This window comes from Streptomyces sp. NBC_01264, from assembly GCF_026340675.1.
Classification (GTDB): domain Bacteria; phylum Actinomycetota; class Actinomycetes; order Streptomycetales; family Streptomycetaceae; genus Streptomyces.
The window spans coordinates 3,608,635-3,622,544 of the sequence record NZ_JAPEOX010000001.1 but is presented as its reverse complement, the minus strand read 5'-3'; the positions used below and the strand labels follow the sequence as shown (position 1 = coordinate 3,622,544).

Annotated in this window: 10 protein-coding genes; 5 read left to right on the top strand and 5 right to left on the bottom strand. The window is 71.1% G+C overall.

From position 1 onward, the window contains the following. Positions 1–61: 61 nt before the first annotated feature. Positions 62–1,090, bottom strand: a complete 1,029-nt coding sequence (locus OG435_RS16755) for an aspartate-semialdehyde dehydrogenase (RefSeq protein ID WP_266877643.1) — start codon at positions 1,088–1,090, stop codon at positions 62–64. Between the two features lie 251 nt (positions 1,091–1,341). Here OG435_RS16755 and OG435_RS16750 point away from each other — a divergent pair, with 251 nt between their 5' ends. Then, positions 1,342–2,832 (top strand): M28 family peptidase, encoded by a 1,491-nt coding sequence (locus OG435_RS16750; RefSeq protein WP_266881795.1) that lies wholly within the window; start codon positions 1,342–1,344, stop codon positions 2,830–2,832. Between the two features lie 86 nt (positions 2,833–2,918). Here OG435_RS16750 and OG435_RS16745 read toward each other — a convergent pair whose 3' ends face one another. Then, the gene (locus tag OG435_RS16745) at positions 2,919–6,236 is read right to left on the bottom strand and encodes a S8 family serine peptidase (protein WP_266877642.1); all 3,318 of its coding nucleotides are present in this window, start codon (positions 6,234–6,236) and stop codon (positions 2,919–2,921) included. A 273-nt stretch (positions 6,237–6,509) separates the two neighbouring features. Continuing rightward, a complete protein-coding gene (locus tag OG435_RS16740; protein ID WP_266877641.1) occupies positions 6,510–7,082 on the bottom strand; it encodes a CGNR zinc finger domain-containing protein in 573 nt (190 codons plus the stop codon). A 119-nt stretch (positions 7,083–7,201) separates the two neighbouring features. Between OG435_RS16740 and OG435_RS16735 the strand changes: the two genes are divergently transcribed. Then, positions 7,202–7,660 carry a VOC family protein gene (locus OG435_RS16735; protein ID WP_266877640.1) on the top strand — a complete coding sequence of 153 codons (459 nt, stop codon included), beginning with the start codon at positions 7,202–7,204 and terminating at the stop codon, positions 7,658–7,660. Continuing rightward, positions 7,660–8,565 carry a pyridoxamine 5'-phosphate oxidase family protein gene (locus OG435_RS16730; protein ID WP_266877639.1) on the top strand — a complete coding sequence of 302 codons (906 nt, stop codon included), beginning with the start codon at positions 7,660–7,662 and terminating at the stop codon, positions 8,563–8,565. The genes OG435_RS16735 and OG435_RS16730 overlap by 1 nt, the downstream gene beginning before the upstream one ends. A 20-nt stretch (positions 8,566–8,585) precedes the next feature. Here OG435_RS16730 and OG435_RS16725 read toward each other — a convergent pair whose 3' ends face one another. Together OG435_RS16725 and pepN are read right to left on the bottom strand one after the other, a co-directional pair. Then, a complete protein-coding gene (locus OG435_RS16725) occupies positions 8,586–9,545 on the bottom strand; it encodes a hypothetical protein (protein WP_266877638.1) in 960 nt (319 codons plus the stop codon). Between the two features lie 255 nt (positions 9,546–9,800). Further along, on the bottom strand, positions 9,801–12,356 hold the full coding sequence (pepN, locus tag OG435_RS16720; RefSeq protein WP_266877637.1) for an aminopeptidase N: 2,556 nt from the start codon (positions 12,354–12,356) through the stop codon (positions 9,801–9,803). Between the two features lie 110 nt (positions 12,357–12,466). On the opposite strand from pepN, the gene OG435_RS16715 reads away from it, so the two are divergent. Together OG435_RS16715 and OG435_RS16710 are read left to right on the top strand one after the other, a co-directional pair. Continuing rightward, positions 12,467–13,114 carry a DsbA family protein gene (locus OG435_RS16715; RefSeq protein ID WP_266877636.1) on the top strand — a complete coding sequence of 216 codons (648 nt, stop codon included), beginning with the start codon at positions 12,467–12,469 and terminating at the stop codon, positions 13,112–13,114. A gap of 77 nt (positions 13,115–13,191) precedes the next feature. After that, entirely contained in the window at positions 13,192–13,887 is a 696-nt protein-coding gene (locus OG435_RS16710) for a hypothetical protein (protein ID WP_266877635.1), read from the top strand. Positions 13,888–13,910 lie beyond the last annotated feature (23 nt).

The following is a 13,910-nucleotide window of genomic DNA, read 5'->3' as shown; positions in this document are numbered from 1 at the left end:
CAGGCAAGAACGCCGAAGGGCGGCACCGTCACGGTGCCGCCCTTCGCCGGTGCGAGCGGGATCAGCCGCGCAGCTCCTCCGCGACCAGCTCCGCGATCTGGACCGCGTTCAGCGCGGCGCCCTTGCGGAGGTTGTCGTTGGAGAGGAACAGCGCGAGGCCGTTCTCGGTGGTCTCGTCGACGCGGATGCGGCCCACGTAGGAGGCGTCCTTGCCGGCGGCCTGCAGCGGGGTCGGGATCTCCGAGAGCTCGACGCCCGGGGCGTCCTTCAGCAGCTCGTAGGCGCGCTCGACGCTCAGCGGACGGTCGAAGCGGACGTTGACCTGGAGGGAGTGGCCGGCGAAGACCGGCACGCGCACGCAGGTGCCCGAGACCTTGAGCTCCGGGATCTCCAGGATCTTGCGGGACTCGTTGCGGAGCTTCTGCTCCTCGTCGGTCTCGAAGGAGCCGTCGTCGACGATCGAGCCCGCGAGCGGGATCACGTTGTAGGCGATCGGACGCTTGTAGACGGCCGGCTCCGGGAACTGCACCGCGTCGCCGTCGAAGGTCAGCTGGTCGGCGGCCTCGGACACCGCGCAGGCCTGGCCCTTGAGCTCGGCGACGCCCGCCAGGCCCGAGCCGGACACGGCCTGGTAGGTGGTGGCGATCAGCGCGGTCAGACCGGCCTCGTCGTGCAGCGGGCGCAGCACCGGCATCGCGGCCATCGTGGTGCAGTTCGGGTTCGCGATGATGCCCTTGGGGCGGTTCCGAATCGCGTGCGGGTTGACCTCGGAGACGACGAGGGGGACCTCGGGGTCGCGGCGCCAGGCGGAGGAGTTGTCGATCACGACGGCGCCCTGCGAGGCGACCTTCTCGGCGAGGGCCTTGGAGGTGGCGCCGCCCGCGGAGAAGAGCACGATGTCCAGGCCGGAGTAGTCGGCCGTGGAGGCGTCCTCGATGGTGATCTCGCGGCCCTCCCACTCGAGGGTGGAGCCGGCCGAACGGGCCGAGGCGAACAGCCGCAGCTCGTCCACCGGGAACTTGCGCTCGGCCAGGATGCCGCGCATGACTCCGCCGACCTGTCCGGTGGCTCCGACGATTCCGACCCTCACGGTGACTCCTCTTGGTACGTACGACGCGGGCGCGCGTGAAGCCATCATGCGTTCGACCCCACGAGCCTTGTCCAATCCATTGTCCGAGGAGCGGACGGTGTTCTCCGTGTGAACCCCGGTGACAACTCCGTGGCGGCCGTGTTTCACCCCTGCCCACTGCCCCTTTTGCCTGGTGGCGGCCGGTTAGCGTCCGGTCTGTCGTGTCCGTACTCCGGACGCGCGTTCCGCACTTCGAACTCGGGGAGAACCACGTGCGCGCCATCCGCCACCGCCGCCGGTCCATACCGGCCCTCGCCGCCCTCGCGGCAGCCGCCGTCGCGGCACCCGTCCTGCTCGCCGCCACCCCGGCGGCCGCCCACCCGCGCGAGGGCCGGCTGGCCAGGGAACTGGTGTCGGAGGTCACCGCCCGCGGTGCCTACAAGCACCTGGTGAAGTTCCAGCAGATCGCCGCCGCCAACGGCGGCAACCGCGCCGCGGGCACCCTCGGCCACGCCGCTTCCGCCGCCTACGTCCACGACACGCTGAAGAAGGCCGGGTACGAGGTCTCGTACCAGGACTTCGACATCTACGACGCGCACACGAAGACGGAGAAGGCCACGGTCCTGAGCGGCGCGGACCCCCGCGAGCTGGCCACGGCCGCCTTCACCTTCACCAAGTCCACCCCGGCCGGCGGCCTCACCGCGCCGCTGGCCCTCGCCCGGGTCGACGAGAGCCCCGGCTGCACCGCCGACGACTACGCGACCGGCACCTTCACCGGGAAGATCGCCCTGGTCAAGCGCGGCACCTGCACCTTCGTGGAGAAGCAGCGGGCCGCCGCCGAGGCGGGCGCCCTCGGCGTGATCGTCTACAACCACAGCGGGACCACCCCGGTCCGCGGCACCTTCTCCTCGCCCGCCGAGGGGATCATCCCGAGCGCCGGGATCACCCTCGCCGACGGGGAGGCGCTGACCGCGGCCGCCGCGAAGGGCGAGGTGACGCTGCGCCTGGACCTGGACCAGGAGCACGTGAAGAAGACCACCCGCAACGTGATCGCCGAGACCCGGGGCGGCCGGGCCGACCGCGTGGTCACCGTCGGCTCCCACCTGGACTCGGTCCCCGAGGGCCCGGGCATCAACGACAACGGGTCCGGCTCGGCCGGCCTGCTGGAGGTGGCCCTCAAGCTCGCGGACGAGGGGGCCAACAAGAAGGGCAAGGGCAAGCAGACCGCCAACAAGGTCCGCTTCGCCTGGTGGTCGGCGGAGGAGCTCGGCCTGCAGGGCTCCGAGCACTACGTGGCGCAGCTCTCCGAGAAGCAGAAGAAGGACCTCGCGCTCTACCTGAACTTCGACATGATCGCCTCGCCGAACCCGGCGCAGTTCGTCTACGACGGAGACGACTCGGACAAGACCGGCGAGGGCGCCGGCCCGGCCGGCTCGGCGCAGATCGAGGCGCTGATCAACGGCTTCCTCGACAAGAAGGGCAAGCCGCACGAGGGCAGTGACTTCGACGGCCGCTCCGACTACGGCCCCTTCATCGCGAACGGCATCCCGGCCGGCGGCACCTTCACCGGGGCCGAGGGCATCAAGACGCCGGAGCAGGCCAAGCGGTACGGCGGCCAGGCGGGGGCCCCGTACGACCCGAACTACCACGGGGCGGGGGACACCCTGAAGAACATCGACCTGAAGGCCTTCGACACGAACCTGGACGTGATCGCCCACGCGGTCGGCACCTACGCGCAGGACCTGAGCTCGCTGGGGAAGTAGCCCCGCACCCGAGGGGGGAAGAGGGGGAAACAGGAGGGGCGGTGCTCTGACGAGCACCGCCCCCGCTGTTTCAGGCTCCTACCGGGTTACGGCAGGACCTTCTCGATCTGCACGCTGCCGGTGCCGGCGGCGGTGCCGCGGGCGTTGAGCAGCTTGACCTCGCCGAAGAACTGGCGGCCTTCCGGAGCGGCGCTGTTGACCAGCACGTTCGCGGACACGGTCGCCGAGGCGCCGTTGGCGAGGTTGACCGCGGCGGCCTCGTCGACCTGGACGGTGCCCAGGGCGGCCGAGTAGTAGACGTCGCGGTAGTCGTACGTGGTGGAGCCGGACGGGATCGCGTAGCCGAACACCTCGATGGTGTAGGTGCCCGCGGCCGGGTTGACGAGGCTCACGGCCTCCTCGGAGTCGCCGTCGGCGGAGGTGCCGACCTTGACGCCGTCCTTGTACACGTCCAGGTCGAGGTCGGCGGCGGTGTCGGACACCTTGCCGATCGCGATGTCGAGGCGGGAGACGCCCTCGCCGATCGTGACCTCGGTGGTGTGGGTCTCACCGGCGGCGATGGTCGGCTTGGCGACCTTCGCGGAGCCGAGCGGCCCACCCTGGAGCTTTCCGCCGGAGATGGCGGCCCCGTCGTTCTTCACGGTCCACTGGACCGGCGCCGGGGTGCCCTGCTTGACCTCGGGCAGGACCTTGACCGCGGGGTCGAAGGCCGCGCCGAGCACGGAGACGTCCAGCTTGAACGGGTTGTCGAGCAGCGGCGACGTACGACGCGACTCGACCTCGATCTCCCAGACGCCCGGCTGCGGGTTCGGGTACGAACGCAGGTCGGGGCGGCACTGGTTGGCCGGGTTGTCGTAGTTCGGGTAGCACTGGGTCGTCGCGCTGTCCTCGACGCCCACGCCGTACGGGTGGATCGAGATGAAGCGCGTCTGGCTGCCCTGCTTCAGACCGCCGAGGGCGACCTCAAGGGTCTTCGCGCCCGCCGGGACGGTCACGAAGTACGACTTGTGGCTGTTGCGCTGCACGGAGGAGGTGTCCGAGTAGCTGTACGCGGGCTGTGCCAGCGGGGTCGAGACGACGACCGTGGAGAGGATCTGCTTGTCGATGCCCTCGGTGAAGGGGTCGTCGAGCTGCAGGATGCCGCTGTGGACGCCGGCCGTCTTGGCCTTGGCCTCGACCTTGATGGTGACGGGCTTGTTCAGCGGCAGGGTGACGTAGTCGTAGCCGCCGATGACCTTGAAGGTCCCGTCGTCGTTGCGCCAGCTGAGCTGGTGCGGGGTGCCGTACTTGACGCCCGTGGTGCGGGTGACGACGACGTCGTAGACCTTCTTCTGGCCGACCTTCAGGCCGCCCTCACGGTCGTAGACACCGGTGCCGAAGCCCGGGGTCTTCAGGAACTGGTCGATCGCGGTGTCGACCGGAGCCTTGACGGTGAACTCGTTGGCCTTCGCGCCGCGCTGGATGGACTCCCACGCGCCGGGGATGTTGATCAGGCCCGCGCCCTGGGCGTGCGCCGGAACGTCGTCGATCTTCTTCGCGCTGCTGGTGAGCGCGATGCGCAGGGTCGCCGGCGTGAGGGCGATCTTCTGCTGCTTGGCGGCCGAGATCAGCAGGGCGCTGGCGCCCGCCGCCTGCGGCGAGGACATCGAGGTGCCCTGGAGCATGCCGTAACCGGCCGGCAGGGTGTAGCCGGCCTCCTTCACCGGTGCGCCGGGCAGCCAGGTCTGGATGGTGTTGATCGACGCGCCCGGGGCGGTGATCGTCGGCGTGAAGCCGCCGTCCTCACGCGGACCGCGGGAGGAGAAGGGGAACATGTTGTACTTCTTGGTCACGCCGGAGCCGTAGTTGGCCGCCCAGGTCTCCTTGGAGACCGCCGCACCCACGGAGATGACCTTGTCCGCGAGACCGGGGTCGCCGATGGTGTTGATGCCGGGGCCCTCGTTGCCCGCCGAGATGACGAGCTGGACACCGTAGGTGTCGATGAGGTTCTTGTAGAGCTCGGCGCGCGCGTTGTTGCCGTCGTTCAGGGCCGGCAGGCCGCCGATCGACATGTTGACGATGTCCACGCCGCGGTTGACGACGAGGTCGATCATGCCCTCGGTCAGCGCGATGTTGGTGCAGCCGCCGGACCAGGAGCAGGCGCGCGAGGAGACGACCTTGGCGCCGGGCGCCTCGCCGTTCATCTTGCCGCCGAACAGGCCGTTGGCGGCGGTGATGCCCGCGACGTGCGTGCCGTGCTCGGACTCGATGATGCCGACGTTGACGAAGTCGGCCTTCTTGCCGACCCAGTCACCGCCCAGCGGGTCCATGGGGACGTCCTTGCGGATCTCGATCACGAACGGGATGCGCTCGGCGACCTCGGTCGCCGGGTTGTCCGTGCCGAAGTAGCCGATCTGGTAGCCGTCCTTGTACGGCTTCATCGGCTCGTTGTTCGTGAAGTCGTTGTCCTGGTCGGTGTCGACGCGGACGGTCCCGGCGACCGGGTCGTAGAGCAGGCCGAACCGGTCGGTGGTGTCACCGTCGCGGTTGACGTCGCCCGCCATGTCACCGGTGGCGGTGATCGACTCGGTGAAGCGGCTCCACTGGAACGAGCCCGCGGGGGCCTTCCAGGTCCCGCCGCCCGCGGTGAAGGTGCCACCGGCGACCGGGGTGATCTGCGCGCGCCAGGTGGCGTCGCCGTCGGCGAGCGGGTCGGTCGCGGTGACCCAGTCGACGATCTTGCGCTCGCCGGTGGTGGTCTTCTGGAGCGCGGGGTGACCGAGGTCGACACCCGAGTCCAGGACACCGATGGTCACGCCGCGGCCGTCGGCCTTGGGGTTCTTCTTGAGGAAGTCCAGCGCACCCGTCTCGAAGGACGGGTTGTACGGGTTCTTCGCCGGGGTGTTCTTGTCCGGCCCGGGGTAGGTCTCGGCGGCGGTCCGCTTCACCGTCCCCGTCTCGCGGTCCGCGTCCGGACGGGGGTCCGGCAGCTGGATCTCGTGCCGCAGGTCGATGCCGTGCACGGTGGACAGCTTGGCGGCCGCCTTCAGTGCGGCGTCCGCCTTGTCGGTCGGCAGGGTGGCCCGCACGTAGCCGAGCTTGTCGTACGTCTGGCCCACCGAGGCGCCCTGGACGTCGTCGAGCTGCTTGGCCACCTGCTGGGTCTGGCCGGGAGCCGTCGCGACCATGACCGTGACGGTCTTCTCGCCCTTGGTCTTGGCTTCCTGAAGCAGTTCGGCATCGGCCGACCCGAGCTTCTGGTCGGCAGACTTCACTGCGGGGTTGGGCGCGGGGGTATTCGAGCCGGTCGCCGCGAAAACGGGCATGGCACCGGTGGCCGCGAGGGCGGCCACCAGGCCGGCCGCGGCCGCGACGCGCGCGGCGCGCCGGGTCGCGGGTATGGCGCTGGGGGAGTCGAGGGTCATCAGCATCCCTGGCTAAGTGAAAGGTACGGTCCGGATTTCGGTGCCGGATGACCGGTCAGCCTCGCGTAAGTGACAGCTCTTTGGGGAGAGTTGTCACGGACCGATACCTGCCATGGCGGACTCCCGCCAGCTCGGGACATACGCCAGAGGGCCCGTACCGGACCGAACCGGTGCGAACCCTCGGGGTGGAACATGGATTTGTAGACTCCCCGACCGTGCGTCAGGGGCCGGGCGGACCCGGGTCTCAGATCGGGTGTGACAACTTCCGGGTGTTCAGCGCTCGCGCGTGCGCGCGTAGTGACGGGATGCTTTCGCCCGGTTTCCGCAGGCGGACATCGAGCACCAGCGCCGGGTGCCGTTGCGCGAGGTGTCGTGGAAGCGCAGCACGCAGGTCTCGGAGGCGCACTTGCGGATCCGGGCGGGGTCCGAGCCGAGCAGCTCCAGGTAGTCGCGGGCGGCCGTCCAGGCCGGGCCCCAGGTCGGGTCGTCGAACTCGGTCCGCTCCCCGGGGCCTTCGGCGGTCAGGGTCGCCCGGATCCGGCCGTGCTCCAGGACGGCGTCGACCAGGGTGCGGGCACTCTCGTCGGCCGGGTCCGCGACCGCGCGGGCCAGTGCCTCGCGGGCGGTGAGCAGGTGGACCAGGGTCGAGGCGTCGGCGCGGAAGCGGCCGGCCAGCCCGGTGCTCTCCAGCCAGAGCGCGAGCCCTTCGACGCGGGTGAGTCCGAAGGCCCCCGCGAAGAGGTCGACGGGCTCGCCCTCCTGGACCCACCGGGTGTTGACCAGGTCCAGGGCCACCGGTTCCCCGGTCAGGGGTCGTGGGTCCGTCGTCGTGTCCGCCGCCGTCATGTCCGCCTCCTCGTGGCACTAACCCTTCAAGAGTACGTGAGCGGTTGACTCTCGATCATCTAACCTTTAATCTCGATTTAGAAGGTTAGGTATCGAGTAGTTCCGGGGAAGGAACCGTTGTGACGACCGTCATCAGCAAGCTGCGCACCGGCCACGTGGGCCTGAACGTCACGGATCTCGACCGGTCGCTCGTCTTCTACCGGGACGGCCTCGGCTTCGAGCTGCTCGGTGAGGGCAAGGAGGAGGACCGGCGCTTCGCCTTCCTCGGTCAGGACGGCGAGCTCGTCCTCACCCTGTGGCAGCAGGCCGACGGGGCCTACGCACCCGCCGCGGCCGGACTGCACCACCTGGCGCTCTCCGCCGACGGGATCGAGGAGGTCAGGGCGTACGAGGAGCGGCTGCGCGGTCTGGGCGTCGACTTCGCCTACGAAGGCGTCGTCGCCCACGGTGAAGGGGCGGCCTCCGGCGGGATCTTCTTCCACGACCCCGACGGGACCCGTCTGGAGATCTCCGTGCCGAGCGGCGCCGAAGGCGCCGAGGCTCCCACCACAGGGGCCCCGACCTGCGGGTTCTTCTAATGTCCGGGTACCACTGGGGCTCGCTGGCCATCCAGGAGCGGGTCGGTGTCCGGGAGCACGCCGTGCACGTCGGCCGGTCCGTCACCCCGCACGTCAAGGACGTGGCGGCGGCCTTCCTGGGGCTGCAGCCGCACCTGGTCGTCGGCGCGGCCGATCCCGGAGGCCTGTTCTGGGCCTCACTGCTGACTGGCGCCCCCGGCTTCGTACGGGCCACCGGGCCGGACCGGATCGCGGTCAAGGGCGGGATCCCCGAGGGCGATCCGCTCGCCGAGGCGCTGGCCACCGCCGGCACCCGGGTCGGGACCATCTCCCTCGACCCGCGCACCCGGCGCCGGATGCGGCTGGGCGGAACCCTGGAGGTGACCCCCGGCGGATTCGCGCTGGCGGCCGAACGGGTCTTCGCCAACTGCCCCAAGTACCTCCAGAAGCGGCAGCCTGTCCAGCTCGCCGCCGAAGGAGCCGGTGTCGTGCGGCGCGGGGACGCGCTCACCCCCGACCAGGAACGGGCCGTCCGCGCCGCCGACACCTTCTTCGTCGCCACCTCCGCGGGGGAGGACGGGGCCGACGCGAGCCACCGGGGCGGGATGCCGGGGTTCGTCGAGGTGCTGTCCCCGACGGAACTGGCCTGGCCGGACTACGCGGGCAACGCGATGTTCCTGACCCTGGGGAACCTGCTGGCCGACCCGCGGGCCGGGCTGCTCTTCCCCGACTGGGAGAGCGGGGCGCTGCTCCAGCTCAGCGGGCGGGCGGAGCCCGAGTTCGGGGCGGGCGGGGAGCGGCGGGTCCGCTTCCGGATCGAGTCGGTGGTGGAGAGCGTGCACCCGGGGCGGCTGCTGTGGAGCGCCCCGGAGTACTCGCCGGCCAATCCGGTGCTGCCCGCGCCGCCTTGGCGGCCTTCGCGGTAGGTGGTTCGGGGGCAGGGCCCTCACCTGGGCAGGACGACGAGGTAGGCGGCGGGCTCGCGGTCGGCGGACGCCGTCAGGGCGGTCCGTACGACCGCCGCCTGCTGCTCGGGCCAGTCGCGGAGCTTGCGCGGGGTGATGTGCAGGACGGTGATTCCGCACCGCTCCAGCGTCTCCCGCTTGCGGACGGACTCCGTCCACGCCTCGTCCTCGCCCTGGCGCGGGGCCCGGGTGTCGATCTCGACGGCCACCGCCTGCTCCGGCCAGTACGCGTCGACCCCGCCCAGGTGCGGGCCGCCGGGCAGCCGCAGGTCCACGTTCCAGACGGGCTCGGGGAGCTCGAAGCCCCGTACGAGCTGGTACAGCCGGTCCTCGGCGATGGCCCGCCCCTCGGCGAGCAGCGATTCGACGGCGTCCACCACGTGCGGGCGGTTCAGCAGCCGGGCCACCGTCAGCTCCCGCACCACGGCGGCCGGTTCGCAGTGCCCGCCGCGGACGGCTTCGCTGAGCAGGCGGCGGACCGTACCGGCGTCGGAGAGGTGGGCGACGGCGTCGGCGACGGCGCGGGCCACGGGGGCGACGGGCAGTCCGGTGACCTCCATCGGCCGGGGCGGGGTGTGCGCGCGGACGATGCGGACCTGTCCGGCGGAGCGCAGCCGGCGGGTGTTCGGGACGAGCACGTCGATCTGCGGGAGGCCGAGCAGCGCGGGGACGGAGGAGAACCGGTACAGGGCGAGGGCGGCCAGCCCCGTGATCATGACCTCGTCCCCGCGGCGCCCCGCGTAGAGGAGCGCCGCGTGCAGCCGCTCCTCGCTCGTCGCGGTACCGGAGTGGAGCAGGAACACTCCCGGCAGGATCTGCTGCCAGGACCGCTCGGCGGCGTCGGAGGCGGAGACCCCGTGCTCGCGGAGCTGGGCCAGCGACAGCACGCGGGGGCGGTTGTCGGTGAGGTGGGCGAGGGGGAGGGGTGCGTTGTGGTTCATGACGCTGAGGTTCCCTCAGGCCATGGCCTCGCTAACCCCTGTTACACATCCGTCGGCAAATCGGGACAAGACGGGGCTAAAGTACGGACGTTCGACTGCCGATGGCACCCCCCGCTGACCAGGCCGAGCACCGCTTCAGGGGGCACGCACGCGGGCGGGGCTGAAAAATCAGCCCCGCCGGGCGTTTGAGGCGCGGGGTCTGGGGCGGAGCCCCAGGGAACGGTGGAAGGGCGGGTAGGGGACGGCCCCGCAGGGTCAGCCCGCCGCCACGTCGCAAGCCTGAGCCCGCAGCGCCCGCGCCAGGTCGTCACGCGACTCCAGCACCAGGCGTCGCAGCGCAGGCGCCGCATCCACATGGGCGTCGAGCCACGCGTCCGTCGCGTCCACCGTCTCCTGCGAGTCCTGCAGCGACGGGTACAGCCCCCGCACCACATGGATGCCGATCTGGATCGACCGCTCGGCCCAGATCCGCTCGATGGCGTCGAAATAGCGACCGGTGTACGGCGCCAACAGCTCCCGCTGCGAAGACCGCTGCATCCCCGCGATCGTCGCCTCGGCCAGCGCGTTCGACAGCGCGTCCGACTCCACCACCGCGGCCCACGCCTGGTCCTTGACCGCCGCCGACGGCCGCGCCGCCAGGCACCGGACCTGGTGCCGCTTGCCCGACGCGGTGTCGTCCCGGGCGAGTTCGGCCGCGAGGACCTCCTCGCCGATCGCCCCGTGCGCGGCCAGCGGCAGCAGGAAGTCCCAGCGCAGCTCCTGGTCCACCTCCAGCCCGTCGATCCGCGCCGATCCCTCCAGCAGCCCCAGCAGCAGCTGGAAGTCGCCCTCGGTCGCCGCGCCCGCCGCGAAGAAGCGGGCCCAGGTGAGCTGGTGCTCCGACCCCGGCTCCGCGAACCGCAGTTCCTGCAGGGCGCAAGCGGCCAGCACCTTGCCGCCCTGCTCCCGCCAGTCGGGCGCCGCGTAGTGGGTGACCGCGGTCAGTGCCTGCGCGTGCACCATCTGCAGGACGCCGACGTCCGTCTCCCGGCCCGCGTGGGCCACCACGAGCGAGACGAAGTCCCGCGCCGGCATCAGCCCGTCGCGCGTCAGGTTCCACAGCGCCGACCAGCACAGCGCGCGGCTCAGCGGGTCCGTCACCGAGCCCAGGTGCGAGCGCAGCGTGGCCAGCGAGGCCTCGTCGAAGCGGATCTTGCAGTACGTCAGGTCCTCGTCGTTGACGAGCACCAGCGCGGGCTTCTCCTGCCCGGCCAGCTCGCCGACGGCCGTCCGGGCCCCCGCGACGTCCGCTTCGGCCCGCGCGTAGCGCACCAGCGCGCCGTCCGGGTCCAGCCGGTACAGGCCCACCGCGATTCGGTGCGGGCGCAGCTCGGCGCCGTCCTGGACCACCGCCAGCTCGGTCACCCGGCCGCCCGCGTCGCAGGTCACCACCGGGGTCAGCGCGTTCACGCCGGCCGTCTGCAGCCAGGCCCGCGACCACTCCGTCATGTCCCGCCCGGACACCTCGGCGAGCACCGACAGCAGGTCGCCCAGGGTGGTGTTCCCGTAGGCGTTCGCCTTGAAGTAGCGGCGCGCGCCCTCCAGGAAGGCGTCCCGCCCCACGTACGCCACGAGCTGCTTGAGCACCGCCGCGCCCTTGGCGTAGGTGATGCCGTCGAAGTTCAGCTTCGCGTCCTCCAGGTCACGGATGTCGGCCGTGACCGGATGCGTGGACGGCAGCTGGTCGGCGCGGTAGGCCCACGCCTTGCGGCTGTTGGCGAAGGTGACCCACGCCTGGTCGAAGCGGGTGGCCTCGACCAGCGCGAAGGAGCCCATGAAGTCGGCGAAGGACTCCTTCAGCCACAGGTCGTCCCACCACTTCATGGTGACCAGGTCGCCGAACCACATGTGCGCCATCTCGTGCAGGATCGTGTTCGCGCGCCGCTCGTACGAGGCCTGCGTGACCTTCCCGCGGAAGATGTACTCCTCCTTGAAGGTCACCATCCCCGGGTTCTCCATGGCGCCCAGGTTGTACTCCGGCACGAAGGCCTGGTCGTACTTCCCGAAGGGGTACGGGTAGTCGAAGATCTCGTGGAAGAAGTCGAAGCCCTGCTTCGTGACGCGGAACACGTCGTCCGCGTCGAAGTGCTTGGCCAGTCCCTTGCGGCAGATCGCGCCCAGCGGGATCGTCAGGTCCCCGTGGGTGTAGGAGTCCGTGACGTAGTGGTACGGCCCCGCCACCACGCACGTGATGTACGTGGAGATCGGCGCGGTCTCGGCGAACCGCCGGGTCCGCCCCTCGCGGGACTCCTCGACCCCGTTGCTCCAGACCTGCCAGCCCTCGGGCGCGGTCACCTCGAAGCGGTACGGGGCCTTGAGGTCGGGCTGCTCGAAGTTCGCGTACACCCGCCGCGCGTCGGCCGGCTCGTACTGGGTGTAGAGGTAGACCTCGCCGTCCTCCGGGTCCACGAAGCGGTGCATGCCCTCGCCGGTGCGGCTGTACGCGCAGTCGGCGTCGACCACGAGCACGTTCTCGGAGGCCAGCCCGTCCAGGGCGATCCGCGCGCCGTCGAAGACGACGGCCGGGTCCAGCGCGCGCCCGTTCAGGGTCACGCCGTTCACCCGGGGCGCGACGAGGTCCGCGAAGCTCGAAGCCCCCGGAGCGGCGGCACGGAACCGGACGGTGGTCACCGAGCGGAAGGTCCTGGGCCCGTCGGCCGGTTCGGCCTCGTCCACCGCGGACCTCAAGTCGAGGACCACCTCGTACCCGTCGACGGACAGCAGCTCGGCCCGTTCACGGGCCTCGTCACGGGACAGATTCTCTCCGGGCACGTGCACTCCTTCGTGCGTGATCGCGATACCTGACGGAATCCTCCCACGGGGGAATGCGTGTACGGCCGGAGCGGTTGGGCAGGGAGGAACGTTCCGATCTGAGGAGAGACATGGCTGACACCCAGGTGCGCGAGAAGACCGCAGTCGACTTCTGGTTCGACCCGCTCTGCCCCTGGGCCTGGATGACGTCCCGCTGGATGCTGGAGGTCGAGAAGGTCCGTGACGTGGAAGTCCGCTGGCACGTGATGAGCCTGGCGGTCCTGAACGAGAACAAGCTCGACGAACTGCCCGAGCGCTACCGCGAACTGCTCGGCCCCAAGGGCTGGGCCCCCGTGCGCGTGGTCGTCGCCGCCCAGCAGAAGTTCGGCGACGAGGTCACCGGCAAGCTCTACACCGCGCTGGGCACCCGCTTCCACAACGAGGGAACGGGCCCGACCCGCGAGGCGATCGCCGAGGCGCTGAACGAGGTCGGCCTGCCCGCCGAGCTGATCCACTACGCGGACTCCGACGAGTACGACGAGGTCCTGCGCGACTCCCACAACGACGGCATCAACCGCGTCGGCCAGGAGGTCGGCACCCCGGTCATCTCCGTGCCGGGCGCCGACGGCGAAGAGGTCGCCTTCTTCGGCCCGGTCGTCACCCCCGCCCCGCGCGGCGAGGCCGCGGCCCGCCTCTGGGACGGCACCCTGCTCGTCGCCTCCACCCCGGGCTTCTACGAGATCAAGCGCACCCGCACGCAGGGCCCGATCTTCGACTAGTCCACCTGGTCCGCCCAGCCCGACCAGCCGGAGCAGCCCGACTCGCAGGGGTCCGGTTCCTCCCTTAACGTCCCCCTATGGGGACTGCTCCGACACGGGAGGAACCACTCGGCCGCAGCGGCGGCCGGGCGGAGCCGGCGATACCGAACGACAACGCCGCGCACGCCAGCCTGCCCGCACGCCCCCGAGACCGGGTGCTGCGGGCGGCTTGCGTCGCGGTGCCCCCGCTGTGGACGGCCCTCGGGGTCCGCCATGCCGCCGGCACCCTGCGCCACTACCTCCGGGGCACGGGCCGCCCGTACCGGGTCGACGCGCGGGCGCTGCTCGCGGTGCCCGCCGTACGGGAGGACGTGGACCGGCGCCTGGCCGAGTGGCGGGAGGCCGCGCGGGCGCTCGGCGAGCCCGGCGCCTACGCGGCGGACAGCGGCTGGCGCGGGGTGCTGATCACCCGGCGCGCCCGCGAGGGAGGCAGCGCGGACTGGTGGCTGGCCCTGCGCGGGGCCCAGTACCGGATCAGCGGCACGGTACGGGTCCACGAGGACGGCTCCGTGGTGAGCGACTACCGCTTCCAGGTGCACAAGAGCTGGAACTTCGACCGCGGGGAGTCGGAGTTCGGCGTCCCCTTCACCCCGTTCGCCCGGCTCCACGAGACCGGGCTGGCGCGGGAGTTCACGGTGGTCGGCGAGGTCGACGGCCTGGTGGACGCAGAAGACCCCCGCGAGTCACGTCCTCACGGGGGCCTTCTGGTGGACACGCCCGCAAGTGAAGGTTGAGAAGACGATCACGAGGCGGACGG

Excerpts from the sequence above, each read along its gene's own strand:
- OG435_RS16715 (WP_266877636.1), top strand. The coding sequence starts at position 12,467 with ATGGCTGACACCCAGGTGCGCGAGAAGACCGCAGTCGACTTCTGGTTC.
- OG435_RS16740 (WP_266877641.1), bottom strand. The coding sequence starts at position 7,082 with ATGACGGCGGCGGACACGACGACGGACCCACGACCCCTGACCGGGGAA.
- OG435_RS16745 (WP_266877642.1), bottom strand. The coding sequence starts at position 6,236 with ATGACCCTCGACTCCCCCAGCGCCATACCCGCGACCCGGCGCGCCGCG.
- OG435_RS16710 (WP_266877635.1), top strand. The coding sequence starts at position 13,192 with ATGGGGACTGCTCCGACACGGGAGGAACCACTCGGCCGCAGCGGCGGC.
- OG435_RS16730 (WP_266877639.1), top strand. The coding sequence starts at position 7,660 with ATGTCCGGGTACCACTGGGGCTCGCTGGCCATCCAGGAGCGGGTCGGT.
- OG435_RS16725 (WP_266877638.1), bottom strand. The coding sequence starts at position 9,545 with ATGAACCACAACGCACCCCTCCCCCTCGCCCACCTCACCGACAACCGC.